The 1,623-nt window shown below is 68.2% G+C and carries 1 protein-coding gene and 2 pseudogenes; 1 reads left to right on the plus strand and 2 read right to left on the minus strand.

Annotated features, from left to right (window positions below; genetic code table 11):
- Positions 1–93 precede the first annotated feature (93 nt).
- A pseudogene (locus ACIRJP_RS42565) lies at positions 94–579 on the plus strand (transposase); the annotation flags it as partial.
- A 35-nt stretch (positions 580–614) separates the two neighbouring features.
- On the opposite strand, the pseudogene ACIRJP_RS42570 reads toward ACIRJP_RS42565, so the two are convergent.
- Positions 615–755 (minus strand): annotated as a pseudogene (locus tag ACIRJP_RS42570) (IS30 family transposase); the annotation flags it as partial.
- Between the two features lie 81 nt (positions 756–836).
- Positions 837–1,623 (minus strand): MFS transporter (locus tag ACIRJP_RS42575; RefSeq protein WP_404186613.1); only part of this gene is annotated, 787 nt, incomplete at its 5' end.

Here is a 1,623-nt window from a genome sequence, read left to right on the forward strand (position 1 = left end):
CGGCGGGGTAGTGCTTCATCCCCACAGGGACTCCGTTCTCCTGGACCATCAAGATCCAAGTGTCTCCGGTGTCCAAAATCCGGGGTCAGGGCCCTCCCGTCCCTGGCCCGCTCACTCGCGGCCGTGCACGAACAACGCCGGGCCCTGGAAGCCCAGATCAACGAGCTGCTGGAGGCACACCCTCTTTCCCAGGTCCTGACGTCGCTGCCCGGCGTCGGCGTCAGGACCGCCGCAGTTCTCCTGGTCACCGTCGGCAACGGCACCAGCTTCCCCACCGCCGCCCACCTCGCCTCCTACGCCGGCCTCGCCCCGACAACGAAGCAGTCAGGCACATCGATCCACGGCGAACACGCACCCCGAGGCGGAAACCGGCAGCTCAAACGCGCGATGTTCCTCTCCGCGTTCGCCGCCCTGCACGACCCAGCCTCCCGCACCTACTATGACCGCTGCCGGGCCCGAGGCAAGACCCACACCCAGGCCCTCCTCCGCCTCGCCCGCCACCGCATCAGCGTCCTGTTCGCCATGCTCCGCGACGGAACCTTGTACGAACCACGCCTCCCCGAAACAGCCGCCGCATGACCAGCTCGGGCTTGACGAAAGACATAGAGGCACCCCCCGGTTCGGACCATGATCCCGACCATCGGGGCACTGCAGCCGACCTCACGGGCGATATCGACCAGCCGCCACCCCTTCGCGTGCATCCTGAGCGCCAGCTGCTTCTGCTCCCGGCTGAGATGACCGTGCCTGCCCTGCATCCGAACCCTCCTGTGACCAGCGACTACGCCATCTCACAGGACTCGTTGCACTGACCGGTTGAATCCGCCCTCCCGTAAACGTCATGTCGCTGCGTTCGCACTGTCTTGTGAGGCGTCTTCCTTGGAATGCGGCTTCACGACGCCCCGCCCACGCGTACGGTCCATCTCTCGCCATTGCGGCCGCAGTCCGGCCAGATTCGTGGTGAGGAAGTATGCGGCACCGCAGGTGAGCAGCACTGGCACGAGTCCGACAGCGGTCACCGCCGCCCCGGCGAGCAGCCCGCCGAGAGGGATGCCTGCCCAGGCAAGTGAGTCACCGAGCGCGTTGACCCGGCCCAGCATCCGGCGCGGCACCCGTTCGACGAGGACGGCCCCCAGCACGGGGTTGACGAAGCCGGCACCGAACCCACTGACCGCGAAGACGGCCAGTACTGCTCCCAACGGGGCATCGCAGGCGAGGATCAGGAACCTCGGTGCCCCGGCCAGCAGGAACCCGGTGAGAACCACCACCCGCCGCCGCAGCCGGTGCGCGACCACCGCGGCGATGAGGCTCCCGCCGACCGCCGCGGCCCCCATGACGCTGCCCATCAGGCCGATCACGGCCGGCCCGTTGCCTGATTCCCTGGCCCAGACGGGTACGAGCACCGAAGTGGAGGCTGCATCCAGCAGGTTGGTGATGCCGACCATGACGATGACGGTGAGCAGCAGTGGCTCGCCGCGCAGGAAGGTGAAGCCCTCGCCGAATCGCCGCCAGTAGCCCGGTTCCGTCTTCGCGGCCGGGGCGGGGGCTTCCTCGGCCGTGTGCCCCATGCCGCGAGGCAGTGCGAGTTTGATGATCACCGATCCGAGGGCGAAGCAGCCCGCGTTG

It is taken from the genome of Streptomyces sp. NPDC102437, assembly GCF_044765565.1.
In the GTDB taxonomy this organism is placed as follows: Bacteria; Actinomycetota; Actinomycetes; order Streptomycetales; family Streptomycetaceae; genus Streptomyces.